We start from the raw sequence: 25,942 nt of genomic DNA, 5'->3' as shown, positions 1-25,942 counted from the left end.
GGGCCCACCGTGCCGGTGGGCCCCCTCCGCGTACCCGCCGGCTCCGCAGTCGGCGCGCCTCAGGAGACGGCACACGCCGAGTCGGCGACGGAAACCCGGGCGGCCTCGGGTGACTGTGCCCCGGACGCCGCCTCTGGCGGCCCTGCGGGCCGCGGGGGACGTGCGGCGAGCGCCGCCACCAGCACCAGCGCACCGATCAGCACGGCAGGCGCCGGACGGAAACCGCCGCCGAGCACGGCCTGCGTGAGATAGACCAGCCCGGGCAGCATGCTCAGCAGCACCATGGCCGCCAGCGGGTCCGCCCGCTGCAGTCCGATCTGGAGCAACAGCAGGGGAAGCGCCACCGCGGCCAGCGCGACCACGGCCATGACCGGCAAGGGGATGTGACCGGCGACCAGCTTTCCCCCGGTTCCCCTGACGAGCAGGACGCCCCCCGCGCACAGGTACGTCAGATGGAACCGATGGGCCATCACCCAGGTCGGGTCCGCGCCCGCCCGGCCCAGCCGGCGCGACAGCCGGGCCAGCAGCGCGGCCGACGCCCCGGACACGGCCACGAGCACCGTGCCCGCGAGCGCGGCGGGGCTCAGCGACGCCACGCGTCCGTCCAGCAGCACCGCCACCGCCAGGGACAGCGCCAGCAGCACCGCCGCGTACGCCGTGCGGCTGCGCGCCGGAGCCTTCTCCTTCGCCGCGAGGCCGATGCAGATGACCGCCAGCGGCCCCACTCCCGACTGGACGCTGCTCGCCAGGGCCGCCGGCACCCAGGCCAGCGAGAGGTAGAACCCCAGGAAGGTGACGGCGGTGGCGAGGTTCATCCGCACCATCAGCCCCAGCAGCAGGCGGCGCCGTTCTGGCTCCGGCTCCGGCGCAGGCCGCCCTCCGTCCCTCGTCCGGCTCCGGGCGCGCCGGATCGCGTACAAGGCGGTGCAGGCGAGGGTGGCGGTGACGAAGGCCAGACAGGAGAAGCCCAGGCTGCTGTCCACGCCCAGACGCCCCGACAGATAGCCGTCGGCGGTGGCCTGCAGCAGGACCGAGACGAGGATGAGAGCGATCGGCATGGTCAGTTGACTCCTTGCGCTACCAGGGACGGTTCGGGGCGCAGCCGGAACAGGGCGCCGGAGTCCTCCAGCGCGTGCAGCGCGGCCAGGGAGGCGTCGAGCACCTCGGCGTCGTCGTGGACGAAGAAGGCGATGCCGGACGCCGCTGTGGTGAGGTACCGGTCGCGGACGGGTTCGCCGACGGCGGGCATCTTGTCGAGGCTGTGGAACCCCGGCAGCCGCCGCAGCGTCCGCAGACCGTCGACGGCCTGCAGCACGCCGTCCCCGTGCGGCCGAAGGAAGGCCTTGGCGACGATGCGCTCCGGGGCGTAGGGGACTTCGAAACGGGCGGCGAACGCCTCCGGGCGCAGGTACCGCTCGACCACCAGATGCTGCTGGCTGTAGCCGAACCCCGCGAAGTAGGGGTCGGGGGACAGGGAAGGACCCATGACCCGGGAGTTGACCTCGATCAGACGCGGCCCCGCCGGGGTCAGCATCACCTCGGTGTGGGCCGCTCCCTCACGGATCCCCAGGGCGTCGAGGCAGTCCAGCACGTACGCGACCAGCCCGTCCTCCTCGGCGGTCGGCGTGGGGCGGGAGATGATGTGCCGCAGCACAGGAGCGCCGTCGACGTGGTCGATCCGCTCGCGGTAGACCTCGGACAGCAGGTGCCGGCCGGACCGGCTGACGGTGTTCACGATGTACTGGGTTCCGGCCAGGAACTCCTGGAGCAGGACCTCGTCGTTGCGCTCGCCCATCAGGTTCCACTCGTCGGCGATCGCACCGAACGCCGCCAGCGCCTCCTCGGGCGTGCGGCAGATCCGGCAGCCGTCGCTGCCGGCGCTGTTGCGCGGCTTGACCATGACCGGGAAACCGCCGGTCCATGCGGCGAGAGCCCGCCGCAGCGCGGCCTCCGAGCGCACCGGCACCGTGCGGGCCGTCGGGACGCCGGCGGCCTCCAGGGCCCGGACCATCAGCTGCTTGTCGCGGCGGGCCCCGATCAACTCGCGGCGGTGGTGGTCCAGTCCGAGCGCCGCGGCCAATGTGTCCGCGAGCGTGACGCCGAACTCGCTCGCCGCGATCACCGCGGTGGCGCCGACCTGCCGCAGCAGCCGCAGGGTGTCCTCGCGGTCCCGGTGCAGGAAGGTGTGCGGGGAGACGTCGTCCGCGTCGTAGGCCGGCAGGTGCTCGGGCTCGTACAGGTGCAGGCACTCGGCGCCCTCCTCGCGGAAGGCCTGGGCCAGCTCGGCTCCGGTGGACACGGGGTTGACGAGAACTATCACGGGAGGTGGCTTTCTGTCGCTGCTCGGGACGTGGGCATGGAACGGACGTGGTGGGCCGTGCGGGGGATCAGGCGGCCGATCGGGCGCGCGGGGTCTCGGCCGCGATCTCGGCGGCCACGCGCTTGGCGTGCTTGGCCGCGGCGTTCAGGTAGTTGACGATGGCGGTCCGCTGGTGGGCGGCCGCCCCCAGCAGCCAGATCCGCTCGGTGCCGCCGCGGTGCGCGTCGCGCAGCCGCAGATCCTCGGTGATCTCGGGAGCCGTGTCGCCGTGCACCGGCGCGCCGATCCGGTAACGGCCCGGCCCGGCCAGGTCCACCTGCGGCGGCTGGAAGCCGGTGGCGCAGACGAGGTGGGTGAACCGCTCGCTCCGGCCGTCCGGCCACTCGACCCGCCAGCCCGCGCCCTCGGGACGAACCTCGAGAGGGAAGCCGGGGGCCAGCCGGAGCCGTCCCGCGGCCATGTGTTCGTCCAGCAGGCGGGCGTTGCGCTGCGGGATGGAGGAGATGTACCGCGACATCACCTCGCGGTACCGCCCCAGCACCTCGGCGCGCAGGGACGCGTCCCAGGGGGCGGTCCACTCGTTGACGGCGTCGATGACCTCGGCCACGACATCCTGCCACGGCACCCGGCCGGCGGCCGCGAGGGCCAGCTCGTCGTCGAGCCGCTGCCGCGCCGAGAGCGCGTCGGAGGTCTGCTCGCGCAGCGGCAGCCGCCCGCCCGCCTTGCGGATCGCGGACACCAGCAGGCGCGTCAGGCCCAGGTCCAGGTGCGGGGAGCCGGGGGAGGCCCGCCGCCACCCGCGCCTGTCGAGGAAGGGCCGCTCGGGCCGCCGCAACCGGGTCCTGACGGCGGGCAGCCGGCCGGACGGGGACGCCATCACGGTCTCGACGCCGCGGCGGCACAGCACCAGGGCGGCGTCGACGGCGGACAGTTTGCTGCCCAGGACCAGAGCCCTTCCGTCGCCGGGCAGCGACCTCAGCCGGTCCGCCGGATAGGGCTGCGCCAGCAGCGAGGGACGGCCCAGGTGCTCACGGACGAGCTCGGGCACCCGGGGCCGGTCCAGCCCGAGACAGACCAGCACCTCGGTACCGGTCACCCGGCTTCCGTCGTCGAGCTCGACCGTGTACTCCCGGTCGTCCGGGCCGGGCCCGGTGATCCGGGAGCGGATGGCCGTCGCCCGCGCCGACCGGTGGTCGACCGCGATCCCGCGACGCTCCGCGTCGCGCCGGCTGCGCAGGTACACCTCCCGGCAGTAGTGGCCGACCAGGTAGCGCGGCACGAAGTCGTCCGGCCCGACCGGCCAGCCGCGCTCGGTCAGGTAGCGAAGCAGGCCGGACGGCCCGTCAGGGTCGAGGGAGGTGACATCGACCGAGGTGTTGCACAGGAGCTGCGGATCGGTGACCCCGAACGCATGCCCAAGCCCGGCCGGACGGGGATCGATGGTGGTGATCGACGTCACCGAGGGGACGCGGACCAACTGGGTGAGGGCGGACACCGCGGTGGCGCCACCGCCGATGATCAGAGTTCTGTGGTTCATGGAAGGACACTCAGGCTCCAAAAGGACTGACGGTCGTCAGGCACGGAAGGGAAGGGCCGCGGGCAGCGGAAGACGGTCGGCGACGGCACCCTGCAGCGCCAGCGCGTCCTCGGCCCGGTTCAGCGTGATGAAGTGCAGGCCGGGCGCCCCGGCGTCGACCAGGCGGGCGCACATCTCGTGCGCGTGCGCCATGCCGATCCGCCGGACGTCGTCCGGGCTGTCGCGGTGCCGCTCCAACTGCGCGGCCAGCGCGGGCGGGAGAGTCGCGTCGCTGAGCGCGGCGAACCGCTTCAGTTGGGCGTGGTCGGTGATGGGGATGATCTCGGGGATCACCGGGGTGTCGCAGCCAACCGCCTCCAGACGGTCGCGCAGCCGCAGGTAGGCCTCGACGCGGAAGAACATCTGGGTGATCGCGTAGTCCGCGCCGGCCCGGCACTTGTCCACGAAGTGACGCAGGTCCACGTCCTGGTCGCGGGAGCGTGGGTGGCCTTCGGGGAAGGCGGCGACACCGATGGAGAAGTCCCCGCACTCCCTGATCATTTCGACCAGCTCGGCGGCGTGGTCGAAGCCTTCGGGGTGCCGGACCCAGTCGGCGCGCGGGTCGCCGGGCGGGTCACCGCGCAGCGCCAGCACGTTCGTGATGCCGGCCTCGGCGTACCGGCCCACGATGTTGCGCAGCTCGGCCAAGGAGTGCCCGACGGCGGTCAGGTGGGCGACCGGGGTCAGCGTGGTCTCCGTGGCGACGCGTTCGGCGATCCGGATCGTCTGGTCGCGGGAGGTCCCGCCCGCGCCGTAGGTGATCGACACGAACGCGGGGGAGGCCGCCTCCACCCGGCGCAGCGCCTTCCAGAACCGGCGCTCGGCGAGTTCGGAACGAGGCGGGAAGAACTCGAAGGAGTACGAGGTGTCACCGGCGGCGAGCAGTTCCCCGAGCTTGGGCTGGGGAGCACGCCGGTAGCGCTCGGCCATGAGGTGTGTCCTTTCAGCGGGCGTTGAAGTACGTGGCGTCGGGGTGGTGGATGACGATGGCGTCGGTGGACTGTTCGGGGTGCAGCTGGAACTCCTCGGACAGGTGGACACCGATGCGTTCGGGGCGGAGGAGTTCGGCGATCTTGGCGCGGTCCTCGAGGTCGGGGCAGGCGCCGTAGCCCAGCGAGAAGCGGGCCCCGCGGTACTTGAGGGCGAACATGTCGCGCATGTCCTTGGGGTCCTCGGAGGAGAAGCCGAGCTCGGCGCGGACCCGGGCGTGCCAGTACTCGGCCAGGGCCTCGGCGAGCTGGACGGACAGGCCGTGCAGCTCCATGTAGTCGCGGTAGGAGTTCGCGGCGAACAGCTCGTTGGCGGCCTCGGAGATCCGGTTGCCCATGGTGACGACCTGCAGGGCGACGACGTCCTTCTCGCCGCTCTCCTCGGGGCGGAAGAAGTCGGCCAGGCACAGGCGGCGGCCGCGGCGCTGGCGGGGGAAGGTGAAGTCGGTGCGTTCCTTGCCGTCCTCGCCGAGCACGACCAGGGTGTTGCCGCGGGCGACGGCGGGGAAGTAGCCGTAGACCACCGCGGCCTCCAGCAGGCCCTCGGTCTGCAGCCGGTCCAGCCACATCCGCAGCCGCGGCCGCCCGTCGGACTCGACCAGCTCCTCGTACGAGGGGCCGCCCTCCCGTCGCCCGCCGCCACCCTTGTTCGAGGCGCTTCGCGCCGCCCCTTCACGGGCGGCCTTCAGTCCCCACTGGCCCTTGAACAGGGCGTCCTCGTCCAGCCAGGAGGCGTAGTCCGCCAGCGGGATGCCCTTGACGATGCGGTCGCCCCAGAACGGCGGGGAGGGGACGGGGTTGTCGGCGGCCACGTCGGAGCGGGTGGTGGTCTCCTCCGGCTCGGCGACCTCCACGCGCGCGTGGCGGCGCTGCTTCAGCTCGGGCAGGACCGCGCCCGGGACGCCGCGCTTGACGGCCATCAGCGCGTCCATCAGCCGCAGGCCCTCGAACGCGTCGCGGGCGTAGCGGACCTCGCCCTGGTAGATCTCGTGCAGGTCCTGCTCGACATACGCCCGGGTCAGGGCCGCGCCGCCCAGGATCACCGGGAACCGTTCGGCCAGGCCGCGCTGGTTGAGCTCCTCCAGGTTCTCCTTCATGATCACCGTGGACTTCACCAGCAGCCCCGACATCCCCACCACGTCCGCGCGGTGCTCGGTCGCGGCCTCCACGATCGCCGCGACCGGCTGCTTGATCCCGATGTTGACCACGTGGTAGCCGTTGTTCGACAAGATGATGTCGACCAGGTTCTTCCCGATGTCGTGGACGTCGCCCTTGACCGTGGCCAGCACGATGGTGCCCTTGCCCTCCGCGTCGGACTTCTCCATGTGCGGCTCCAGGTAGGCCACCGCCTTCTTCATCACCTCCGCCGACTGCAGCACGAACGGCAACTGCATCTGACCGGACCCGAACAGCTCACCGACCGTCTTCATGCCCTCCAGCAGCACCTCGTTGACGATCTCCAGCGCCGGCCGCACCGCCAACGCCTCGGTGAGGTCCTCCTCCAGGCCGTTGATCTCACCGTCCACGATCCGCGCCTGCAGCCGCTCCTCCAGCGGCAGCGCCGCCAGCTCCTCCGCCTTCCCCGCCCGCACCGACGCCGCACTGACCCCCTCGAACAACTCCAGGAACCTCGCCAGCGGGTCGTACCCCTCCCGGCGCCGGTCGTGGACCAGGTCCAGCGCCACCTCGCGCTGCTCCTCGGGGATCCGGGCCATCGGCAAGATCTTCGCCGCGTGCACGATCGCCGAATCCAACCCGGCCTCCACACACTCGTGCAGGAACACCGAGTTCAACACCATCCGCGCCGCCGGCGAGAGCCCGAAGGAGATGTTCGACAACCCCAGCGTCGTCTGCACCTGCGGATGGCGGCGCTTCAACTCCCGGATCGCCTCGATCGTCTCGATCCCGTCCCGCCGCGACTCCTCCTGCCCCGTCCCCAGCGTGAACGCCAGACAGTCGACCAGGATGTCCGACTCCCGGATCCCGAACCGCGCCCCCAGATCACCGATCAACCGCTCCGCGATCGCGACCTTCTTCTCCGCGGTCCGCGCCTGCCCCTCCTCGTCGATCGTCAACGCGATCAACCCCGCACCGTGCTCGGCCGCCAGCGCCGCGATCCGCCCGTACCGGGACTCGTCCCCGTCGCCGTCCTCGAAGTTGACCGAGTTCAGCACCGCCCGCCCACCCAGCAGCTCCAGGCCCGCCCGCAACACCTCCGGCTCCGTCGAGTCCAGCACGATCGGCAACGTGGAGGCGGTGGCCAGACGGCCGGCCAGCTCCTTCATGTCCGCCACACCGTCACGACCCACATAGTCCACACACAGATCCAGCAGGTGCGCACCCTCACGGATCTGCTCCCGCGCGATGTCGACACACCCCTGCCAGTCCCCCGCGATCATCGACTCACGGAACTTCTTCGACCCGTTCGCATTCGTCCGCTCACCGATCGCCAGATACGAGGTGTCCTGCCGAAACGCCACCGGCTGATACAGCGACGACGCCGCCGCCTCCGGCCGGGGCGTGCGAACGGTCACCGGCCTGCCCTGCACCCGCTCCACCACCGCCCGCAGATGCTCCGGCGTGGTCCCACAGCAACCACCCACGAGCGACAGCCCGTAGTCCCTGACGAAGGCCTCATGCGCGTCGGCCAGCCCCGCCGGACCGAGCGGGAAGTGCGCACCGTCCTTCGTGAGGATCGGCAGACCCGCATTGGGCATGCAGGAGAGCCCGACCCGCGCATGGCGGGCCAGATGACGCAGGTGCTCACCCATCTCGTCCGGACCGGTCGAACAGTTCAGACCGATCAGATCGATGCCCAACGGCTCCAACGCCGTCAGCGCCGCGCCGATCTCCGAACCCAGCAGCATCGTCCCGGTCGTCTCCATCGCCACCTGCGCGATGATCGGAAGGGTGAGCCCCGCCTCCGTCAGCGCCGCCTTCACGCCCAGAACGGCCGCCTTCACCTGCAAAAGGTCCTGACTGGTCTCGATCAGCAGCGCATCCGCACCACCCGCGATCAGACCCGCCGCGTTCTGCCGGAACCCCTCCCGCAACGCGTCGAACGCGATGTGGCCCAGCGTCGGCAGCTTCGTCCCCGGCCCGATCGAACCCAGCACCCACCGCTGACGCCCGTCCCCGGCCGCGAACCCGTCCGCCACCTCACGCGCCAGCCGCGCCCCGGCCTCCGACAACTCGAAGATCCGATCCGCGATGTCGTACTCCGCGAACGCGGACAGGTTGCAGCCGAACGTGTTCGTCTCCACACAGTCCACGCCGACCGCGAAGTAGGCCTCGTGCACCGCCCGCACGATGTCGGTGCGGGAGACGTTCAAGACCTCGTTGCAGCCCTCATGGCCCTCGAAGTCCTCCAACGTCGGGTCCTGCGCCTGGAGCATCGTTCCCATGGCCCCGTCGGCCACGACCACACGCGCGGCCAACGCCGCACGAAGCGCGTCAGCGCGCTCCTGGGCGGAGCTCACGCGGTCACCGCCAGGTGCTTCGCGAGGAGGTCCGCGGTCTCGGTGCCGTAGGCCTGCCGGATGCGCGCGACGACGCCCTCCGCGCCGAGGCGCTGGTCCTGCGAACCGATGCTCTCCAGGACGACGGTGGCGCAGGCGCAACCGAGCCGGGCCGCGTCCTCGTGGTCCAGGCCCCAGCTCACCGCCGCGAGAAAGCCGGCCCGGAAGGCGTCGCCGACACCCGTGGGGTCGGCGACGTTGAGCTCGGGAACAGCCGCGACGGTCACGGTCGGCAGCCCTGTCTGCCGGATCTGCGCCCCACGGGGGCCCAGCGTGGTGATCCAGGCGCCCACGCGGGTGAGCACCTCGTCCTCGGTCCAGCCGGTGCGCTCCAGCAGCAGCGCCGACTCGTACTCGTTGGTGAACAGGTAGCGGGCTCCGTCGACCAGTGTGCGCACCTGCTCGCCGGAGAGTCGGGCGAGCTGCTGCGACGGATCGGCCAGGAAGGGGATGCCCAGTGCCCTGGCCTCCTCGGTGTGGCGGACCATCGCCTCGGGGTCGTTCGGCGAGACCACGACCAGGTCCGCCCCACCGCCGGCGGCCAGGGTCTCCTTCAGCGAGATGCCGGCGGCCTCGGCCATCGCCCCGGCGTAGAAGGAGGCGATCTGGTTCTGTGCCAGGTCGGTCGTGCACATGAAGCGGGCGGTCTGCGCCGTGCTGGAGACGTGGACGGAGTCGGTGTCGACGCCGTTCTCCTCCAGCCAGGCCCGGTACCCGTCGAAGTCGGCGCCGACCGCGCCGACCAGGACCGGGCGCAGCCCGAGCCTGCCGAGGCCGAACGCGATGTTGGCCGCGACGCCGCCCCGGCGCACCTCCAGCTCGTCCACCAGGAACGAGAGCGAGACCGTCTCGAGGCGGTCGGCGATCAGCTGGTCGGTGAACCGGCCCGGGAACTGCATCAGATGGTCGGTGGCGATCGATCCCGTGACGGCGATTCGCACGGTCAACTCCTTGTCCTAGAGGCGGTGGTGCGCGGGGCGGATGGCGGTTGCGCAGGGGCGGTGACGTCGGTGGAGCAGTGGGGGAGGGGTGGGGGAGCAGGCCCGGAGGCGGCCCCGGAGGGCCGGGAGGCCTACGCCTCCGCGGCCGCTCGCAGGTCGTCCTTGCGGTCGGTGCGCTCCCAGGTGAAGTCGGGGAGTTCGCGGCCGAAGTGGCCGTAGGCGGCGGTCTGGGAGTAGATCGGGCGGAGCAGGTCCAGGTCGCGGATGATCGCGGCGGGACGCAGGTCGAAGACCTTGGTCACCGCCTCCTGGATCTTCAGGACCGGGACGGACTCGGTGCCGAAGGTCTCCACGAACAGACCCACCGGCTCGGCCTTGCCGATCGCGTACGCGACCTGGACCTCGGCCCGCCTGGCCAGCCCGGCCGCCACGATGTTCTTGGCCACCCAGCGCATCGCGTACGCCGCCGAACGGTCGACCTTGGACGGGTCCTTGCCCGAGAACGCGCCACCACCGTGACGGGCCATCCCGCCGTACGTGTCGATGATGATCTTCCGGCCGGTCAGGCCCGCGTCACCCATCGGCCCGCCGATCTCGAACCGGCCGGTCGGGTTCACCAGCAGCCGGTACCCCTGCGTCGACAGCTCGATCCCCCGCTCGGCCAGCGCCTTCAGCTCCGGCTCCACCACGAACTCGCGGATGTCCGGGGTCAGCAGCGACTCCAGGTCGATGTCGCTCGCGTGCTGCGAGGACACCACCACCGTGTCCAGCCGAACCGCCCGGTCACCGTCGTACTCGATGGTGACCTGGGTCTTCCCGTCGGGGCGCAGGTACGGGATGGTCCCGTTCTTGCGGACCTCCGACAGCCGGCTGGAGAGCCGGTGCGCCAGGTAGATCGGCAGCGGCATCAGCTCGGGCGTGTCGTCGCACGCGTACCCGAACATCAGGCCCTGGTCACCCGCGCCCTGCTTGTCCAGCTCGTCACCCTCGTGCCCGTCCAGGGCGGCACCCTCGACCCGCGTCTCGTACGCGGTGTCGACACCCTGGGCGATGTCCGGGGACTGCGCCCCGATGGAGACCGAGACCCCGCAGGAGGCGCCGTCGAAGCCCTTCTTGGAGGAGTCGTAGCCGATCTCCAGGATCTTCTCCCGCACCAGCTGCGCGATCGGCGCGTAGGCCTTCGTGGTCACCTCCCCCGCGACATGGACCTGACCGGTGGTGATCAGCGTCTCGACGGCCACCCGCGAGGACGGGTCGTCCTTGAGCAGGGCGTCGAGGATGGTGTCGCTGATCTGGTCAGCGATCTTGTCCGGGTGACCCTCGGTCACGGACTCGGAGGTGAACAGGCGGCGGGACATGGAGACTTCTCCTTGGATGAGAGCCGGAACGGAAGGTCAGTAGCGGTACTGCTCGGGCTTGTAGGGGCCCTCGACCTTGACGCCGATGTAGTCGGCCTGGGACTGGGTCAGCGTGGTGAGCTTGACGCCGAGGGCGTCCAGGTGGAGGCGGGCGACCTTCTCGTCCAGCTCCTTGGGCAGCGTGTAGACGCCGACGGGGTACTGCTCGGGCTTGGTGAACAGCTCGATCTGGGCCAGGGTCTGGTCCGCGAAGGAGTTCGACATCACGAAGGACGGGTGGCCCGTCGCGTTGCCCAGGTTCAGCAGGCGGCCCTCGGACAGCACGATGATCTTCTTGCCGTCCGGGAAGGTCCAGGTGTGGACCTGCGGCTTGACCTCGTCCTTGACGATGCCCTCGATCTTCGCCAGGCCGGCCATGTCGATCTCGTTGTCGAAGTGGCCGATGTTGCCCACGATGGCCTGGTGCTTCATCTTGGCCATGTCGGCGGCCATGATGATGTCCTTGTTGCCGGTCGTGGTGATGAAGATGTCCGCGAGGCCGACGACCTCCTCCAGGGTGGTGACCTGGTAGCCGTCCATCGCCGCCTGCAGCGCGCAGATCGGGTCGATCTCGGTCACCACCACGCGCGCACCCTGGCCGCGCAGCGACTCGGCGCAGCCCTTGCCCACGTCGCCGTAGCCGAACACGACCGCGACCTTGCCGCCGATCAGCACGTCGGTGGCCCGGTTGATGCCGTCGACCAGCGAGTGCCGGCAGCCGTACTTGTTGTCGAACTTCGACTTGGTCACCGCGTCGTTCACGTTGATCGCCGGGAACAGCAGCGTGCCGTCACGGTGCATCTCGTACAGACGGTGGACACCGGTCGTGGTCTCCTCGGTCACACCCTTGATCTCGGACGCGACCTCCGTCCAGTCCAGAGAGGTGCGGTGGAGCAGCTCCAGGATCACCCGGTGCTCCTCGTTCTCGGCCGTCGACACGTCGGGGACGACGCCGGCCTTCTGGTACTCCAGGCCCTTGTGGACCAGGAGCGTGGCGTCGCCGCCGTCGTCCAGGATCATGTTCGGGCCGGAGTGGCCCTCCCAGGTGAGCGCCTGCTCGGTGCACCACCAGTACTCCTCCAGCGTCTCGCCCTTCCAGGCGAAGACGGGGATGCCCTGCGGGTCCTCCACCGTGCCGTTCGGGCCCACCGCGATCGCGGCCGCCGCGTGGTCCTGCGTGGAGAAGATGTTGCAGGACACCCAGCGGACCTCGGCGCCGAGCGCGGCGAGGGTCTCGATGAGCACCGCGGTCTGCACGGTCATGTGCAGCGAACCGGTGATCCGGGCGCCGGCCAGCGGCCGGGCGGCGGCGTACTCGTTGCGGATCGCCATCAGGCCGGGCATCTCGTGCTCGGCGAGAGTGATCTCCTTGCGGCCGAACGCGGCCAGGGAAAGATCGGCGACCTTGAAGTCGCCGAAGGGGGTCGTGGACATGCTGGTGTGCTCCAGAGAAGGCGTGAGCGGGCAGGGGGCATCGACGGCGCGCCAACGAGGGCCGCCGGTGTCGCTTGGTCAGAGGTGTGCGCTAGCCGGCGATGCCGGAGAAGTCCTCGACGGTGAGCGCGCCGTCCAGATGCCGCGAGCGGTCCAGGACGAGCCGGCCGAGGGCGATGTCGAGGGAGCCCAGGCCGAAGGGCGCGTAGACGGCCTTGCGGCCGGGGGTGCGCCGGGCGCCGCCGACGAGGAGCTCGCCCACGGCGTGGATCTCCGCGCGGGGCACCGTGCCGTCCTCGACGGCCAGGGCGAGCGAGGTCCGCTCACGCAGCGCGTGGGAGACGTCGTCGACGACGTGGTCGGCGCCGGCCAGGGCGGCGGGGGTCAGGTCCCGCAGCGACATGTGCAGGACGGTCGCGTGCGGGGCGAGCATGCTCAGGTCGCCGATGTGCGGGGTGACGGCCGTCGTGGCGAGGAGCACCAGGTCGGCCCCGGCGAGGGCCTCCTCGGCGGTCGTGGCGACGCCGAGCCGCGGATCGGCGCCGTTCGTGCCGAGCCGGTCGACGAAGTCCTGGGCGCGGTCGGGGGAGAGGTCGAACACGGCCCCCTCGTCCCACTGCCAGCCGTCCTCGAGGAAGGCGCGGACGGTCGTGTCGGCGATGTACCCGGTGCCCAGGACCGCGAACTTGACGGCCCGGCGGGAACCGTCGCCCAGGGCGTTCGCGCCGACCAGGGCGGACAGCGCGGTGCGGAAGCCGCTGATGCGAGCGCCCTCCAGCAGGGCGACCGGGAATCCGGTGGCGACGTCGTTCAGCACGATGGTGGCCGAGGCCCGGGGGAGGCCCGCGCTCAGGTTCTCCGGAAAGCTGGCGATCCACTTGATGCCCATGGCGGGGGTCGGCTCGGGCACGTAGGCCGGCAGCGCGATCACCCGTTCGCGGGCCTCGGGGGCCGGGCGCAGGAAGAGGCTCTCCGGGTTGACGAGCCGTTCCTGGAAGGACTGGACGTAGACGTCCTCGACCATCTGCCGTGCTTCCGCGTGCGCGTCACGCAGCACCTCCTCGACCAGGCGGCCGGGGATCACGACGAGCGGTGGTGCGGTTGTCATGGGTTCCCATTTCCCTCGGGTGGTCTCCCCGGGCTACTTCCACAGGGAGAACTTCTTGGTGAGCGGATCGAGTTCGTCGCGCCGACCGAAGGCGGCGACCGCGTAGTAGTCCAGCGACTCCTCCGGCAGGCCGGCCACCCGGGTCAGCTGCTCGGCGTAGGTGTCTCCGGTCATCGCCGACACGAAGTCGTTGACCAGCAGCCCCGCCGCCCGTGCCTCGGCACGGAACCGGCGCAGGCCCGCGGCGCGGCCCTCCAGCACGACCAGCGACAGCCCGGAGATCGGGGCGTGCGAGCCCCCGTCGGCGTCGAGGAAGTTCAGGAAGGACATCTTCGCGGCCAGCTCCGGGTGCTCGGCCCCCGCCAGAGCGGCCAGACCCAGGGACGTGTGGGCGGCGGCGTTGAGCGCGACTCCGGCGGGCAGCTTCGCCTTCAGGACGACGGCGAACTTCCAGTCGGGGTCGACGGCGGAGGGATCGACGGTCAGCGTGGACACCTGGACTCCTTGACGGTGGTGAGATCTGGTGCGGTCGGTCGGTTCGGTGGTGCGAGCGTGAGTGGTTCGGGTCGTTCGGTCGTGCGGGTGGTGGGGCGTCGGGGACGTCCACGGGTGAGGTGGCGCCTCACCCTTCGGCGGCACCGGGCGCCCGGTCGCCGGAGGCGGGATGGAACGCCACCTCGCCGACCAGCATCGGGTTGAACCGGTAGCCGGGGCGTCCCTGGAGGAGGTCGTCCGGCTTGAGGCCGAGCTCGGTACTGCGGTCCAGCTGTTCCTGACAGACCATGCGGAACCGGCGGACCATCTGGGCGATGGCCGTCGTGGTCCGCCCGGTCCTGGCGGCCAGTTCGACCGAGGACAGGAAGGCGACCTCCCGGTCCTCGGCGCGCGCCGAGCGGAGCTCCTGGCCGAGCTCACGGAAGATGGCCGCCAGCGCCGGCGGGGTGGTCGCGTAGATCATGACTCCGTTGATCCACAGAGTCTCCCCGCAGCAGGCGATGTCGACCTCGGCCGGCATCTCCCTGCGGCCGCGCAGGCCCCGGCGGAAGACGCCCAGCGCCGACATGAAGTCCGGCACCCGGTAGACCGCCCTGACGCCCAGGTAGTTCGCCAGGGTGCTCTGCAGCCCCGCCTGCGGCGGGACCTGGAGCGTCTCCACCACCGCCTGCAGCGGGCCGGGAACCCGCCGCCGCAGCTCGTGCACCTGCGGTGAGAGCCAGGCGGCCGTGGCCGCCTTGCCGTACAGCGCGAAGTGCAGCATCCCCGCGTCGAGCAGCGCGATGTCCGCCTCCCGGTCCAGCCCGGCCGCCCGGAGCCGGTCGCGCAGTTCCGTCGCCGTCCGGATCAGTTCGGTGGACCTCAGGCGCAGTTGGGTCGCCTGCAGCATTCCGCGCCACCGCACATGGGCGGTCAGCAGCGGAGAGGCCGCGGCCGACCCCTCGGCGTGCTCGGCGAGCCGACGGAAGATCTCCGGGTAGGGCGAGGAGAGGTAGCCGAGCCAGCCGAAGGAGAACAGGTCCACCGCGGCGTCCAGATCCCGGCGCGCGTGGGACCTGCTGTAGGCCAACAGGCTCTCGCTCACCTTCACATAGCGCCGAAGCAGCGCCCGGTCGTCCTCGTTCAGCCCCTGGGGGCCGACGGCGGCCGAGTCGACGAAGGAGCTGTAACTGCCGCTCCGGACGTCGCCGAGGTGGAAGGCGTAGGAGGTGGTCGCCGTCGTGGGACGGTGCCCGGCGGCGGCGACCACCTCGTCCACGTAGCCGCGCTGTTCGTCCAGGACCCGGATCGCGGCCTCCTGGTCGTCGGTCAGCAGATGGGTCAGCACCAGGTCGGTGTAGAGCCAGGCGGCGTCCGCGTAGTAGGAGAACTGCCGGTATTTGGCGAGACTGACGCCGAACGATGTGAGCGCCCGGTCGGCAGCCCCGGCGGCGCATTCCGCGAGCCCCCGCCTCCAGGTGATGAAAGAGGTCTCGCGGAAGTCCTCGGCAGCACTCTCGACAGACATTCTCCCCGACAGCCGGAAAAAAGCCTCAGGGAAAATCGAAGCGGAATACTCGGGCCAGCCCTGGCTGATCGAATCGGCAGCTTCGACCAGCTTGTCGAGGGACTTCCCTTCAAGTCCTTCGTGGACGAGCTCGACGGTCGCCTTGGCGCGCGGCAGAACCCGCCCGGTGTAGAGGATCGAGGTGTCCGCGTAGCGGTCCGCGACCGCCTTCAGGTCGGACACCGAAGGTCCCTGCCCGGCCAGTCCGGCACAGAGACCGGCCAGGCACAGCAGGATGGCGAGATCGTGCTCGTCCGTGCGCTGCAGGTCGCTCTCGGCGAGTGAGCCGAGCGCGCCCAGCGCGTCGGCCGGAGCCGGCAGCCCGGCACCTCGACGCACATACTGTTCGAGTTCTTCACGGATCTCGGAGACACCCTGCATTGTGGTAATTCCCTCGGTGCACGGACCTGCCGATCGCAGCGCCCTGCGGATCTGGGTAATTCATGGAATTCTCTCAACCAACTCCAGAGAGGATAGCGTCCTCGGACGCGACGGGTACGGCGTCGGCTTCCGGCGGCGGTTCCAGTCCGATCGACCGGAGCCACGCGTCGCTGTAGACGGTGCCGGCGTACTTCTCGCCGCCGTCGGCGCAGAGACAGACCACGAGGTCGGTCTCCGGATGCCTCGTCAGATAGCGGACACAGCCCGCGACGACCGCTCCCGCCGAGGCCCCCAGATGCAGACCCGCGGTCCGCAGGACCAGACGGCAGTAGTGGGCGGACTCGTAGATGCCCGCGATCGCGAAGTGGTCCACCAGGGAGTCGTCCAGAAAGCCCGACGGACGACTCGCCCCGATGCCGGACAGGTGCCGACGGCCGGGACTGCCACGGAAGGCCACCGAACCCTCGATGTCCACGGCGACCATCGCCGTCCCCGGACTGTGCTCCCGGAAGTACTGGCTGATGCCCGAGAAGGTCCCGCCGGTGGATATCGCCGCGAACACCGCGTCCGGAGAGCGCGGCAGCTGGCCCAGGAGCTCAGGTCCCGTCAGTTCCCGGTGGATGGCCGGGTTCTCCGGGCTGCCGTACTGGTTGGTCCAGACGTAGCTGTCGTCGGCCTCCAGCAGCTCCGCCACGGTCGCCAGACGGGACAGCAGATAGCCGCCGGAGGCGTCCCGCTCGGTGACCGTCACGACGTCCGCGCCGAGCTCGGACAGCCGGTGCAGGCACTCGGGCGCGATCAGCGGGTCCACCACCGCGGTGAAGCTCACTCCGAGATAGCGGGCCAGCGTCGCCAGTGCGATGCCGAGGTTGCCGGAGGTGGACTCCAGGAGTCGGCCCCCCGGCTGCAGCCGGCCCTGCTCCAGAAGGCTCCGCACGAGCCCGTAGGCCGTGCGCGCCTTCACGGAGCCGGCGACGTTGTGTCCCTCCAGCTTGAGGTGGATGGTCCGGGGGCGCCCACCGATGTTCAGCGTGACGGGCGTGATCGGCGTCGGTCCCAGGAGCGCCCTGAAGTTCTCCAGGCGCTCCTGCATCGACGACCGTGCCCGGTCTTCGACAGTGGGCATCCGGTCAGTCCACGGGGGTGGCGAAGACGATCCAGTTGTCGTGCCGGTGCGGCTTGGGACGGAAGTCGCCGTGCGGCGGGTCGTCCCAGGAGACGCGCTTCAGCGAGATGATCTCCCAGCCGTCGAACAGCGCGCGGATCTCCTCCTCGGTGTAGTAGCGGAAGAGGGTGTCCTTGTAGGCGAAGGTGTTCGGCGCGATCTCCTCGCCCTCGCCGTAGGTCTCGTCCTCGGGCGTGAACGCGTTGGTGATGAAGACCCCCTCGTCGGTGAGCAGACGGCGGGCCTCCTTGATGAGCTCGCTCGGGTCCTGGATCTGGCCGAAGACGTCGAAGCAGGTGACCGCGTCGACGCTGCCGTCGATCAGGGGCAGCTCGGTCGCGTCCGCGCGGAGCAGGAAGGAGCGCTGCTTGATGATCTTGCGGGCGTGCTCCAGGCCGGTCGGCGCGATGTCGACCCCGAGAGCCGTGAAGCCGGCGTCGACCAGAGCGGCCAGGTTGCGGCCGTCGCCGCAGCCGAGGTCGACCACCGTGCGGGCGCCCAGCTCGGTCAGGGCCTCGATCGCCTGGGGGATCACCGGGATCGGATCGTCCTGCCAGAGCGGGCCGGCGGACTGCTGCTGGTACGCGGCCTCCCACCCGTACTGAAGCTCCTTGTAGGGGGACTCCGTGGTCATGCTTTCCTCCGTAGCTGATGGCACGTACTCGGCACGGTGGGTCGACGGTCCGGGGTCTCCCGAGACCTGTCTCCCGCTTCCGTGCACCCAGCCTGGGCGCACCGCGCCAAGGGAGGTCCAGGGCGCGTCAAAGCCGCGGCCAAGCCGGGGACGTGGGGGAACGCGGAAGGGGCCGGCGGCGCGATCCCACGGGATCGCGCCGCCGGCCCCTTCCGTTCGCCCGCCTTGCGAGCGGTCACAGGCCCCGGGCGGGCATTCTCGCCAGGGACTCGACCATGTCCCAGAGCAGGGCCACATCCTCCGCGGTCGTCTTCGCGGCCCCGCCCTCACCGGACCGCCGGCCCCCGACGACCAGCGCGACCACCAGCCGGGCCAGCCCCTGCGCCGGCGGCCAGTCGGGAAGACCGCCGGACCGCTGCGCCCGGACCAGTTCCTCGGCCAGCGTCTGCTGCAACTCGGCGACGAATCCGGACGGTGACGCCACATCGGTGGACCGGTCGCCCAGCAGGCGCAGCGCCGCCCCGAAGCGGATGTCCTCCTGGGAGCACCAGGCGAGCCCGGTCACGAGTGAGCGCAGCGCCACGTGCCACGGGTTCCCCGGCGCGCCGGCGCTCTCGCGGATCAGGAGCCAGGTCTGCCCGGCCTGCCGGATCATCTCCTCGGCCAGCTCGTCCTTGCAGGTGAAGTGACCGTACAGCGCGCCTTTGCTCATCTTCATCCGGTCGGCCACGGCCTTGAGGGTGGTCCGCTCGTAGCCGTGGCTGGCGAACTCGTGGGCGGCTGCGTCCAGGATGCTCTCGCGTGTCCTGCGCGCCCGTTCCTGCTTCATCGCCACCTCTGGTCCACGGGAAGATACCTTCTGATCGGTATGTTATTGGAGTGCGCATGCCCCGCGCAGCGCGTCGGGGAGAGCCTGATCTCCGGGCCGGAACTGCTCGGTGAGGGAGCGTCGGACCTCTCGCCTCCGGTTTCGCGGGGCGCGGTCCACCGTGCGGCTGCGACGTGCTCAGCCGTGGATCCAGAACGGCACTTTCCGGTTATGAGTGGCGCTCTGTAATATACCTACAAGAAGGTATATTGTAAGGGCAAGGGTGCCGCGCGTCCCGTCGGAGCCTGCGACCGTGACACAAGGAGCACCGCAGCGTGACAGCCAAGATCTCGATGCCCGGCTGGACGGGACCCTCCACGGAGGGGATGCTCCCCGACATCCGCCAGGACCGCGCGATCCAGACCCGCGCCCACATCCTGCGCGCAGCAGCGCACGTCTTCGCCGAGAAGGGCTTCAAGAGCTCCTCCGTCCTCGACGTGGCCCACCAGGTCGGCATGACCAAGGGCGCCATCTACTTCCACTTCCCGACCAAGGAGATCCTCGCGGTCGCGGTGGTCGAGGAGCATTACTCCCGCTGGCCCCAACTGCTCGAACGCATCCTCGAGGACGACCTCTCGCCCCTGGAGACCGCCATCGCGATGCTCGACGGCGCGGCGGAGGCCTTCGCCAACGACATCGTCGTCCAGGCCGGTGCCCGCCTCCAGCTGGAGAGCTCCGTCATCGACGCGGACCTCCCGCAGCCCTACGTCGGCTGGATGCACCTGCTCACCCAACTCCTGGACGCGGCCCTCGCCGAGGGCCAGCTCCGCGACGACGTCGACCCGGCCGCCGTCGCCCGCGCCCTGGTGGGCGGCTTCTTCGGCGTCCAGCACGTCTCCGCCGTCCTCACCGGCCGCTCGGACCTCCAGGAACGCTGGGCGGAACTGCGCGACCTGATCGTCGCCCGCATCCAGGCCTGACCCGACCGGGCCCTCTCTCCACCCGGCTGTTCGAAGCCGCCTGAGCCTGTGTGGCGCGTCGGGAGCCGCGCAGGCCGACCGGATCGACGGCGTCCCGCATCAGTTCGGCGTCGCCGACCGGATCCCCGTCGTCACTGATGTGTCGCAGTAGGCCTGGCGGTCGACTCCGTCGAACGGCCTGGTAACGTCGCTCCCTTCGGTGAGCATGCTCGCGGGAGTAGACGACCGGAGTCGCCGTGCCCACCTCGGATGCCCGACCCATGGAGCGCGCGATCGCCCGTGTCGCGGAGGCCTTCGCCGGCATGACGGCCCACCCGGACGAAGCCGGCTGCGGTCGCTGCTACAGCGCGGAAGAAATCGCTCTGCTGCGGACCGCCCACGTCGCCCTGCCCGCGGACCTGGTATGCATGGTCGCGGAGGAGGTTCCTGGCCATTGGGATGACCATCCGTCCGTGATCCGTCGGGTGCTGCCGCAGGTTGCCGTATTGCTCGCGCAGGGCGCCACCTCTCCGGATCTGATGGCCCGGGGGCTCGCGGCCGCCCGTTGGACCCAGTGGCCCGACCAGCAGGTGCAGGCTCTTCGCGGCTTTCTGGAGGCCTGGTGGCTCGGGACCCTGGAACAGGACTCTCCGCCGACCTCGGCTCGGGAGGTCTTCGAAAGCTGCGTCACCGCGACGTCGTCCGTCACGCCGTGGCTGGCATGGTGGGACGCCGGGCTTGGGCCCGTGGCCAGTCGGCATCTGGAGGAGTGCGCCGACTGGTGGTGGGACGACCTGCAGAACGACGTCTCGCCGTTCGCCTGGTGGTGGGGCACCGAGGCGCAGGAGCGGGCGGCCTGCGCCGAGCTGAGGACCTGGTTGGCCGCGCGAGTTCCGTTCGAGGACGACGCCCGATGACGCATCGGGCGACGTTGAACCCTGAGCGCGATCTGGCGCAGGCGTTCGTCGGCCGTCCGGGCGCCCCGCGCGCCGAAGAGCCCGCCCGCCGAGCGCCCGCGCCGTTGCCGGGACGCGCCCTGTCTCCCGTGCAGGGCGGCTCCCGTGGTCACCGTGAAGCGCAGTCGGGGCACCGGTAGGGGCCCAGCGCGTTCTCCGGGTCCTGGTAGCGCCATCCGTCGTCGCAGTGGCCGCAACGGGGCGCGGGCAGGCGGGCGGCGGTGACCGCCGTGCGCGGGGGCGCGCCGTCGCCCTCGAAGGTGAGCGCGTCCTCGAAGCGGGACCAGGTCGGCTTGCGGTGGCCCATCCACCGGGCGCGGGCGACGAGCCAGTCGACGTCCTCCTCGCCTGCCTGGAGCAGGTCGGCAGCCTGTTCCTGCAGGGCCGCCTGACGCCGCGGCATACGCGCTCCGCCGCCCTGACGCACGCCGTCGGACCAGGCTTCGGCTATCAACCGCGCTGCGGCGACCGCTTCGACCGAAGCGGTCTCCGCCGGTGCGGCGTTCTCTCTCCCGGAGTGCTCGGCCGGCTCGATCCGTGAACCGCGACCACCCGCCCGTGCAGCGAGAGAAGAACTTCTTGGAAAGCCTTCTTTGGGAGCCGCGTTCTCGCTGGTGAGCGGCGCGCCGGAAGATTTTTTCTGCTCCGGTCGGGCAGATTTCTGCGGACGGGACGCAGTTTTCCGCGCGGCCCGCGCGGAAAACTGCGGTTCGACGGCGTCGTCGGACGACCGGTTGGTTCGGACCGCGTTTTTCCGCGGTTCGACGGCGGGCCGGATCCCGTGGGTCGGCGCGACGGGCGGGTCGGCGCGCCAGTCGGGGTGGTAGGCGTCGAGTTTGTCCCAGGTGTTGCGCCACCCCTGGTAGGGGTCCGTGGGCAGGTCGTTGACCTGGTAGCGGCGCAGGGAGTTGGTGATCCCGTTCCGCCCGGTCGAGGTCACCAGGCGTTCCCGGTCGGGATTGGTCACCAGGCCCAGCTGGTTGAGCTCCCGCAGGGCCTCCTCGACGGTCCGCTTGCTGATCGGCTTGCCGTTGATGCCGGGCAGCAGCCAGCACAGCTGGTCGACGGACATGCGGCGCAGCGAGGTGCTGCGCTTCTCGCTGAGCATGGAGCGCAGGAGCAGGTACAGGTGCAGCGCGGTGCGGCCCAGATCGGGGTGGAGCAGGATCCAGTCGCGGACTTTGGTGTATGACCAGTAGTCATCCAGCGTGCCCACGAACTCCAGTTCGGTGGCGGGGCGGGTCATCGCTGTGCAACCCCCGGGCGGAGCGCCTCGTGCAGACAGTGCGTGGTGCAGGTGCCGCTGGCGGCACGGGGCATGGTCGCTCCTCCAAGGGATGTACGGGTCGTGCTCAGGCGTGCATGGCCTTCGCGAAGGTCTTCTGCAGTTCGGCCCAGCGCTCGAGGATGTCGGCCCGGCGGTGCAGCACGTCGGAGATGTGCTGCATGCCGAAGAAGCTCGCGACCAGACATCGGGCGGCGACGGCGGGATCGACGTCCGGCTGCAACTGGCCGGCCCGGCGCGCCTGCTCGAGCAGTTCGGTCAGCACCTCCACCCACCCCACGTAGGGCTCAGGCAGGGGCGCGTCGATCAGGGAGCGTTCGATCTGCAGACGGGCTCCCGCCCGGACCGCGACGTCGTCGCGGAAGGCGAGCGCCGCCCGGTCGAGCATCTCCATGGCCAGCTCCCAGGGGCCGAGGTCCTCGGCCGCCAGCTCCGCCAGGAGTTGCGGCCACGTGGAGTAGTGCTCCTCGATGACCGCGACCGCGAGGGCCTCCTTCGTGGGGAAGTGGAAGTACACCGCGCCCTTGGTCAGTTCGGCCCGGTCGGCCACCTCCTTCAGGGACGTGGAACGGAAGCCGTGTTCGGCGAAGCACTCCGCCGCCGCGTGCAGCACGTCGGCGCGGGTGCGCACCGCGCGCTCCTGCCGCAGTTCGGGTGAGGCCCCGGTGCTGCGCCTGGTCCAGACGCTGGGCACGGCCGGAGGGACGGCGTGAGGGACGGCGTGAGGGGTGGTGTGGCTCATCGGAGGGGTGCCCTTTCCACGAACAGGCCGGGGGTTCCCGACCTGTGAAGCCGGTCCGCTGGGTGAGCGGCGCTTGTAATATACCGGCCGACCGGAATATTTTAAGCCCGGTTCGCCGAGGAGGGCAGTGCGACGCGGGAACGCCCCACGTTCCCCGCGCCTGATGGGGGGAGAGGTGCATGGTCCAGCAAGCCCAAGGTTCGGCCCTGCTTGACCGTTCGGCGGGGGAGGGCCCGCCCCCGGTGCCGAGAGGTCCGGAACCGGTAGGGATCCGAAGGGAAGTGACGGTCCCGCAGCAGATGGTACACAAACAGGCGTCCGCCGCCGTCCTGCTCAGGAACGTGGAGCGGCTGGCCGAGGACCGTTTCCGCGTCGGCGCCCGCTGGCCGACGCGGGGGCGGTTGTTCCACAGCGACCCCCAGGGCGAACCGGTGTTGTTCGCGGAGGCGATGCGGCAGAGCGCCATCCACCTGTCCCACAGCGCCTACGCGATTCCCCACGACCACCAGTTCCTGCTCTGCGGCGTCACGGTGGAGACGCCCGCCCTCTCCGCCTGGCGGCCGGCCCGGCGGCAGGAGGCGACGCTGGAGCTCGGCTGCGTGCGCCACGTCTCCACCGCGCGCAGGTTCGGCGCGGCTCTGGAGGCCGACGTCGTCGCCGACGGGGTGATCCGCCGTCACGGCACACTCCGGTGGGAGGCGTTGGCCCCGGACTACTACGCCCGCCTGCGGGCCGCCGGACCCGGCAGTGGTCTGTCCTTTCCGCGCCCCGGCAGGCACGGCGGCCCCGCCGCGATGGCGGAGCCCGAGGCGGTCGGGTGCCGATGGCCCACCGACGTGCTGCTCGCCTCGGGCGGCGGGTCCGAGGGCTGGACGCTCGTGACGGACACCGGCCATCCCGGCTACTTCGACCATCCGGTCGACCACATCCCCGGGATGGTGCTGGTCGAGGCCTTTCGGCAGGCCTCCTACGCCGCCGGACGACGGCGGGCGGGCGACGCCGTCCGCCCGCGACTGCTGCGGATCGGCGTCCAGTTCAACACCTTCGTCGGCTTCCACGCACCGGTCCGGATCAGGGCGGCCGCCCGAGCCGCCACCCAGCCGGGCACCGGGGTATGGGAGGTGACGGCCATTCAGAACGACCGTGTCGTGGCCGGCGGACTGACCGTCTGGTCGCTGAAGGAGGAGCAGGGATCATGGTGACCATCGCCCCGGGACTCTTGTCCGCGGCTGAACTCCTCACCGCCCACGTCCGACCGCGCGCCGAGGCCGTCGAGGAGCGGTGCCGCCTGGACGACGTCACGGCCACCGAGATCAGCGACGCCGGCTTTCCTGCCCACTTCGTTCCCGCCGTCCACGGCGGCCGGGCCGGGACGTTCACCGAACTCGTGCGCGCGGTCACCGAGCTGGGGGAGGGGTGCACCTCCACGGCCTGGTGCGCGGCGCTGTTCGCCGCCCATGGTCGCCTGGCTTCCTATCTGCCCGAACGCGGCCGCGCCGCGGTGTGGGCCAGGGGGGCGCAGACCCGCATCGCCGCCGCGGTCGTTCCTCCCCAGGGAAGCGCCGTCGCGGTGTCCGGCGGATGGCAGCTGAGCGGCAGGTGGACCCCCGCCAGCGGCGTCGACCACGCGCAGTGGATCCTGCTGGCCAGCCGGACGGGAGACCAGCACCGGATCTTCGCGGTGCCGGTGCGCAGGTGCACGATCCTGAGCACCTGGGACCATGTGGGCCTGCGGGGCAGCGGCAGCAACAGCGTGGAGCTCGACGGCGTGTTCGTCCCGTCCTGGTCGACCATGACCCTGGACGACCTGGCGCGGCCGCACCGCGACCCGGATGCGGCCCGCTGCCACCGAGTGCCCTTCCCCCTGGTGGCGGGCCTGATGTTCGCGGCCCCCGCACTGGGCGCCGCGCAGGCCGCGGTGGCGGACGTGGTCGCCGCGCTCCGGCAGCGCAGTGCGGCGGGGCCGGCCCGGCCCGCCCGGGTACGGCGGCCGCGGTGGCGGAGGCCTCGGCCCAGGTGCGGGGTGCGCGGCTGCTGTTGCTCGGCGCGGCAGGCCGCGCCGACGCGGGAGAGGTGACGCCCTTCGCGGTGGCCGAGAACGTGCGCGACTGCGCGGTGGCGGTCGACTGGTGCGTCCGGGCGGTCGAACGTCTTGTCCGGGTCGCCGGTGCCCGCGGGCACGGTGCGGGGGAGCCGTTGCTGCGGCGCTGGCGCGACGTGCACGCGATCGCCGGTCACGCCACGCTCGATCTGGACGCCGCCTACGACCGACACCTGGAAGCCCTGATGTCCTGATGCCCTGATGTTCCGAGCCCGACCGACGGCCCGTCCGCCCCGCCAGGGAGCGGGCGTGCCTTCCGGTCCTAAAACATACCTTCCAGATGGATTCTTCTTTGTCGATCCCACGCCCCTCCCGCTCCTCCACCGCCGCGGAAAGGAGCCCCGTCCTCGCCCGCGCGGGGTGGAGATCCTCGACCCGGCTCCGGGCGCCTCCACCAACGGCCTACGCGCACCGAGCCAAATCTCGCTCCCCGAACTGGAGTTCAACCAACGGCCGATGTTGCCGCCGCTCCGCGCAAGAAGCATCGAGCGCGGCACGACAGCATCCCGAGACATCCAAGGAGCGCCCCAGCCATGGAGCCCGTTTTCAGCTTCACCGATGCGCAGCGTGACGAGCTTTTCCACCTTCTTTCGGCGGTGGCCAAGAACCCCTATGAGGACTACTCCGCCTTCTCCGCCGCCGTCGGCGACGTTCTCGCCCGCGGCGAGGTCCCCGCCTACTTCCTCCAGGCCTGCGCCACCGTGCGGGCCCAGCGGGAGTCCGGCGAGTCCGACGCCCACGTCCTGCGCAACTGCCCCGTCGACGCCGAGATCCCGCTCTTCGAGCAGGACGACCCGGTCGCCGACAAGTACCGCAAGAAGACCACCTTCGTCGGGGAGACCTTCCTCGAGCTCTTCGGCCAGGTCGTCGGCACCCCGCTGCTGGCCTACGAGACCCGCAACAACGGCGACTTCTTCCACGACGTCTACGCCGTCAACCGGTACACCGGCACGCAGACCCAGAAGACCGACAGCGAGCTGTACTTCCACAACGACCGAACCGCCCATCCGGTCCGCGCCGACTTCCTGGCGCTGCTGGGCATGCGCTGCCCGGTCGAGGACCAGATCTACACCGGCTTCGCCGACGGCCGCGACGTGCTGGCCAACCTCACCGACGAGCACCAGCAGACGCTGCGTCAGCCGCTCTTCATCACCCCCTTCGACCGCTACTCGCGTGACTCCAACTCCACGCAGACGGTCTCCGAGCCGCACGCCATCCTGGAGAACGACCACAGCCTGCGCTACTACGACACGCGCACGCGGGTCGCGCCGGACGCCCCGATCGCGGCCTACGAGGCGCTCCTCGCCCTGAAGAACGCCATCGTCAAGTCCAAGAAGCGCCGCCACAAGATCCTGGACCGGGACCTGTTCGTCCTGGCGAACCAGGACGGTCTGCACAGCCGCGACATGGTCGAGATCCTCGACCCCGAGCGCGCCCGCCAGCGCTGGCTGCTGAAGACCTACGCCTTCCGCGACCAGAGCGCCGCGGACCGCCACAACAGCGACTGGCTCGACGGCGTCGTCGGCCGCGTCGCGGACTGACCCCCGGCCGACTCCCGTCGCCCGGCCGGTGCGGGCGCCTGGCTCT

The 25,942-nt window shown here is 70.9% G+C and carries 22 protein-coding genes; 6 read left to right on the top strand and 16 right to left on the bottom strand.

From position 1 onward, the window contains the following. Positions 1 to 59 precede the first annotated feature (59 nt). The 14 genes from BS83_RS09175 to BS83_RS41600 all read right to left on the bottom strand — a co-directional run bounded on the left by BS83_RS09175 (position 60) and on the right by BS83_RS41600 (position 18,333). Complete coding sequence (locus BS83_RS09175) at positions 60 to 1,058, bottom strand: hypothetical protein (RefSeq protein WP_037603362.1); 999 nt, start codon at positions 1,056 to 1,058, stop codon at positions 60 to 62. A gap of 2 nt (positions 1,059 to 1,060) precedes the next feature. Next, positions 1,061 to 2,299: an ATP-grasp domain-containing protein gene (locus BS83_RS09170; RefSeq protein WP_051942862.1), complete on the bottom strand. Its 1,239-nt coding sequence runs from the start codon at positions 2,297 to 2,299 to the stop codon at positions 1,061 to 1,063. An 88-nt stretch (positions 2,300 to 2,387) separates the two neighbouring features. Continuing rightward, positions 2,388 to 3,857 (bottom strand): FAD/NAD(P)-binding protein, encoded by a 1,470-nt coding sequence (locus tag BS83_RS09165; RefSeq protein ID WP_037603361.1) that lies wholly within the window; start codon positions 3,855 to 3,857, stop codon positions 2,388 to 2,390. A 36-nt stretch (positions 3,858 to 3,893) separates the two neighbouring features. Further along, on the bottom strand, positions 3,894 to 4,826 hold the full coding sequence (gene metF / locus BS83_RS09160) for a methylenetetrahydrofolate reductase [NAD(P)H] (RefSeq protein WP_084713269.1): 933 nt from the start codon (positions 4,824 to 4,826) through the stop codon (positions 3,894 to 3,896). 13 nt (positions 4,827 to 4,839) lie between these two features. Next, a complete protein-coding gene (metH, locus tag BS83_RS09155) occupies positions 4,840 to 8,364 on the bottom strand; it encodes a methionine synthase (protein WP_037603360.1) in 3,525 nt (1,174 codons plus the stop codon). Beyond that, on the bottom strand, positions 8,361 to 9,344 hold the full coding sequence (locus tag BS83_RS09150; RefSeq protein WP_037603359.1) for a carbohydrate kinase family protein: 984 nt from the start codon (positions 9,342 to 9,344) through the stop codon (positions 8,361 to 8,363). Before BS83_RS09150 ends, metH begins: the two co-directional genes overlap by 4 nt. Positions 9,345 to 9,475: 131 nt before the next feature. Further along, on the bottom strand, positions 9,476 to 10,702 hold the full coding sequence (gene metK, locus BS83_RS09145) for a methionine adenosyltransferase (protein ID WP_037603358.1): 1,227 nt from the start codon (positions 10,700 to 10,702) through the stop codon (positions 9,476 to 9,478). A gap of 36 nt (positions 10,703 to 10,738) precedes the next feature. Continuing rightward, the gene (ahcY, locus tag BS83_RS09140) at positions 10,739 to 12,175 is read right to left on the bottom strand and encodes an adenosylhomocysteinase (RefSeq protein ID WP_037603357.1); all 1,437 of its coding nucleotides are present in this window, start codon (positions 12,173 to 12,175) and stop codon (positions 10,739 to 10,741) included. 91 nt (positions 12,176 to 12,266) lie between these two features. Further along, the gene (locus BS83_RS09135; RefSeq protein WP_037603356.1) at positions 12,267 to 13,283 is read right to left on the bottom strand and encodes a hypothetical protein; all 1,017 of its coding nucleotides are present in this window, start codon (positions 13,281 to 13,283) and stop codon (positions 12,267 to 12,269) included. Between the two features lie 33 nt (positions 13,284 to 13,316). Further along, positions 13,317 to 13,778, bottom strand: coding sequence for a DUF2000 domain-containing protein (locus BS83_RS09130; protein WP_232248182.1), 462 nt, complete (start codon positions 13,776 to 13,778; stop codon positions 13,317 to 13,319). Between the two features lie 127 nt (positions 13,779 to 13,905). Continuing rightward, the gene (locus BS83_RS09125) at positions 13,906 to 15,663 is read right to left on the bottom strand and encodes a hypothetical protein (RefSeq protein ID WP_157597092.1); all 1,758 of its coding nucleotides are present in this window, start codon (positions 15,661 to 15,663) and stop codon (positions 13,906 to 13,908) included. Between the two features lie 115 nt (positions 15,664 to 15,778). Further along, positions 15,779 to 16,831: a pyridoxal-phosphate dependent enzyme gene (locus BS83_RS09120; RefSeq protein WP_232248180.1), complete on the bottom strand. Its 1,053-nt coding sequence runs from the start codon at positions 16,829 to 16,831 to the stop codon at positions 15,779 to 15,781. A gap of 4 nt (positions 16,832 to 16,835) precedes the next feature. Then, entirely contained in the window at positions 16,836 to 17,504 is a 669-nt protein-coding gene (locus BS83_RS09115) for a class I SAM-dependent methyltransferase (protein WP_037603354.1), read from the bottom strand. Positions 17,505 to 17,739: 235 nt separating this feature from the next. Then, entirely contained in the window at positions 17,740 to 18,333 is a 594-nt protein-coding gene (locus tag BS83_RS41600; protein ID WP_198035190.1) for a TetR/AcrR family transcriptional regulator, read from the bottom strand. A 314-nt stretch (positions 18,334 to 18,647) separates the two neighbouring features. Between BS83_RS41600 and BS83_RS09105 the strand changes: the two genes are divergently transcribed. Both BS83_RS09105 and BS83_RS09100 read left to right on the top strand, forming a co-directional pair. Further along, positions 18,648 to 19,292: a ScbR family autoregulator-binding transcription factor gene (locus BS83_RS09105; RefSeq protein ID WP_232248178.1), complete on the top strand. Its 645-nt coding sequence runs from the start codon at positions 18,648 to 18,650 to the stop codon at positions 19,290 to 19,292. A 260-nt stretch (positions 19,293 to 19,552) separates the two neighbouring features. Further along, complete coding sequence (locus BS83_RS09100; RefSeq protein WP_051942860.1) at positions 19,553 to 20,188, top strand: hypothetical protein; 636 nt, start codon at positions 19,553 to 19,555, stop codon at positions 20,186 to 20,188. 148 nt (positions 20,189 to 20,336) lie between these two features. On the opposite strand, the gene BS83_RS09095 is transcribed toward BS83_RS09100, so the two are convergent. Both BS83_RS09095 and BS83_RS09090 read right to left on the bottom strand, forming a co-directional pair. After that, on the bottom strand, positions 20,337 to 21,473 hold the full coding sequence (locus tag BS83_RS09095) for a hypothetical protein (RefSeq protein ID WP_037603353.1): 1,137 nt from the start codon (positions 21,471 to 21,473) through the stop codon (positions 20,337 to 20,339). Between the two features lie 106 nt (positions 21,474 to 21,579). Continuing rightward, positions 21,580 to 22,254 carry a ScbR family autoregulator-binding transcription factor gene (locus tag BS83_RS09090; protein WP_084713268.1) on the bottom strand — a complete coding sequence of 225 codons (675 nt, stop codon included), beginning with the start codon at positions 22,252 to 22,254 and terminating at the stop codon, positions 21,580 to 21,582. A 179-nt stretch (positions 22,255 to 22,433) separates the two neighbouring features. Here BS83_RS09090 and BS83_RS09085 point away from each other — a divergent pair, with 179 nt between their 5' ends. The 4 genes from BS83_RS09085 to BS83_RS09075 all read left to right on the top strand — a co-directional run bounded on the left by BS83_RS09085 (position 22,434) and on the right by BS83_RS09075 (position 25,896). After that, on the top strand, positions 22,434 to 23,456 hold the full coding sequence (locus BS83_RS09085; protein WP_084713267.1) for a ScbA/BarX family gamma-butyrolactone biosynthesis protein: 1,023 nt from the start codon (positions 22,434 to 22,436) through the stop codon (positions 23,454 to 23,456). Continuing rightward, complete coding sequence (locus BS83_RS45270; protein ID WP_051942859.1) at positions 23,450 to 24,331, top strand: acyl-CoA dehydrogenase family protein; 882 nt, start codon at positions 23,450 to 23,452, stop codon at positions 24,329 to 24,331. Before BS83_RS09085 ends, BS83_RS45270 begins: the two co-directional genes overlap by 7 nt. Further along, positions 24,250 to 24,549 (top strand): acyl-CoA dehydrogenase family protein, encoded by a 300-nt coding sequence (locus tag BS83_RS46355; protein ID WP_198035188.1) that lies wholly within the window; start codon positions 24,250 to 24,252, stop codon positions 24,547 to 24,549. The genes BS83_RS45270 and BS83_RS46355 overlap by 82 nt, the downstream gene beginning before the upstream one ends. A 339-nt stretch (positions 24,550 to 24,888) precedes the next feature. Further along, on the top strand, positions 24,889 to 25,896 hold the full coding sequence (locus BS83_RS09075; protein ID WP_037603351.1) for a TauD/TfdA family dioxygenase: 1,008 nt from the start codon (positions 24,889 to 24,891) through the stop codon (positions 25,894 to 25,896). The last annotated feature ends 46 nt before the right edge of the window (positions 25,897 to 25,942 follow it).

Origin of the sequence: Streptacidiphilus rugosus AM-16, assembly GCF_000744655.1 — a bacterium.
Taxonomy (GTDB): domain Bacteria; phylum Actinomycetota; class Actinomycetes; order Streptomycetales; family Streptomycetaceae; genus Streptacidiphilus; species Streptacidiphilus rugosus.
The sequence above is the reverse complement of the archived record's forward strand: the minus strand, read 5'-3'. Positions and strand labels throughout refer to the sequence as shown.

Coding starts and splice junctions, on each gene's coding strand:
- ahcY (WP_037603357.1), bottom strand. CDS start 12,175: ATGTCCACGACCCCCTTCGGCGACTTCAAGGTCGCCGATCTTTCCCTG.
- metF (WP_084713269.1), bottom strand. CDS start 4,826: ATGGCCGAGCGCTACCGGCGTGCTCCCCAGCCCAAGCTCGGGGAACTG.
- BS83_RS09120 (WP_232248180.1), bottom strand. CDS start 16,831: ATGCCCACTGTCGAAGACCGGGCACGGTCGTCGATGCAGGAGCGCCTG.
- BS83_RS09075 (WP_037603351.1), top strand. CDS start 24,889: ATGGAGCCCGTTTTCAGCTTCACCGATGCGCAGCGTGACGAGCTTTTC.
- BS83_RS45270 (WP_051942859.1), top strand. CDS start 23,450: ATGGTGACCATCGCCCCGGGACTCTTGTCCGCGGCTGAACTCCTCACC.
- BS83_RS09175 (WP_037603362.1), bottom strand. CDS start 1,058: ATGCCGATCGCTCTCATCCTCGTCTCGGTCCTGCTGCAGGCCACCGCC.
- BS83_RS09090 (WP_084713268.1), bottom strand. CDS start 22,254: ATGAGCCACACCACCCCTCACGCCGTCCCTCACGCCGTCCCTCCGGCC.
- metK (WP_037603358.1), bottom strand. CDS start 10,702: ATGTCCCGCCGCCTGTTCACCTCCGAGTCCGTGACCGAGGGTCACCCG.
- BS83_RS09095 (WP_037603353.1), bottom strand. CDS start 21,473: ATGACCCGCCCCGCCACCGAACTGGAGTTCGTGGGCACGCTGGATGAC.
- BS83_RS09165 (WP_037603361.1), bottom strand. CDS start 3,857: ATGAACCACAGAACTCTGATCATCGGCGGTGGCGCCACCGCGGTGTCC.
- BS83_RS09100 (WP_051942860.1), top strand. CDS start 19,553: ATGGAGCGCGCGATCGCCCGTGTCGCGGAGGCCTTCGCCGGCATGACG.
- BS83_RS09135 (WP_037603356.1), bottom strand. CDS start 13,283: ATGACAACCGCACCACCGCTCGTCGTGATCCCCGGCCGCCTGGTCGAG.
- BS83_RS09085 (WP_084713267.1), top strand. CDS start 22,434: ATGGTCCAGCAAGCCCAAGGTTCGGCCCTGCTTGACCGTTCGGCGGGG.
- BS83_RS09115 (WP_037603354.1), bottom strand. CDS start 17,504: ATGACCACGGAGTCCCCCTACAAGGAGCTTCAGTACGGGTGGGAGGCC.
- BS83_RS41600 (WP_198035190.1), bottom strand. CDS start 18,333: ATGAAGCAGGAACGGGCGCGCAGGACACGCGAGAGCATCCTGGACGCA.